The organism is Halovulum dunhuangense (assembly GCF_013093415.1).
In the GTDB taxonomy this organism is placed as follows: Bacteria; Pseudomonadota; Alphaproteobacteria; order Rhodobacterales; family Rhodobacteraceae; genus Halovulum; species Halovulum dunhuangense.
This window is the reverse complement of the sequence record NZ_JABFBC010000024.1, coordinates 1-953: the sequence shown is the minus strand read 5'-3', so window position 1 is coordinate 953 and position 953 is coordinate 1. Positions and strand designations below refer to the sequence as shown.

Genomic DNA, 953 nt, shown 5'->3' with positions numbered 1-953 from the left:
CGGAACTGACCTCGAACGCCATCCTGCGGTGGTGTTCCGAGCATCGTGTCGAGTGGCACTACATCGCGCCCGGCAAGCCGATGCAAAATGGCTTTGTGGAGAGTTTTAACGAGCGGATGCGCGACGAACTGCTCAACGAGACAATTTTCCGCAATCTGGCCCACGCGCGTGTCGTGATCGCTGCCTGGGCCGCCGACTACAACACCGAGCGACCGCACTCGGCCTTGGACTACCAGACCCCGGTCGACTACGCGCGGACCCTGACCACCGCAATCGCCCGCCCCGCTGCGCCAGATGAAAGCTCCGCGCGTCGGGCGATTGCTCAACCTGCGCCGACCGGCGTAAAAACCAACCGGGCTCCGGTCGCAGCTGGATGAAAGTTCAGTGGCAGCTCAGTTTCACTTCAGGTTGTAAAGCATGAAAAGCGCAGTAAAAGATTGACAAGGCAGTTGCCAGCCACAGCAAAAATCCTTGCTGATCACCGTGGAAATGTACCGTCAGAAACATTCCGCGTGCGAAACATGCGCAGATATGATCGCCAGAGGGTAAAGGTACACGCTGTGTATTGAATAAATGCAGCTCGGAGTAGTGTGATCTGCGTGATTGCGGGCGATGAAAAATAACGACGCAGGGGGATGATGTTTAATGATTAGGTGCAATATATTAGCCCTTGTCAGCGTTGCTGACGTGAATGAATTTTTTATTAGCTCACTAAAAATCGATGGTCATAAAGTTTATTTTGCAAAGGATGTTCGTGAATTTAAAGACATTGAATCTGTGTGCTCAATCGATGTCTACTTGATCGACCCGGTCCTTCCTGGCGCGAACGGGCTTGAGATCGCGCAGGAAATCAGGCGGCGATCGGACGCAGGAATTGTTCTCATCAGCGGAAAGGCAACTGAAGTTGATGTAGTCCTGGGGTTTGAAAGCGGTGCTGACGACTATGTGGCAAA

At 53.0% G+C, this 953-nt stretch carries 2 protein-coding genes; both read left to right on the top strand.

Annotation, left to right across the window (positions count from 1 at the left end; genetic code table 11):
- Window positions 1-377: integrase core domain-containing protein (locus HMH01_RS17730; RefSeq protein WP_171327127.1), on the top strand; the 377-nt coding region annotated here is incomplete at its 5' end.
- 310 nt (window positions 378-687) lie between these two features.
- On the top strand, window positions 688-953 hold a 266-nt coding region (locus HMH01_RS17725; RefSeq protein WP_171327126.1), incomplete at its 3' end, for a response regulator.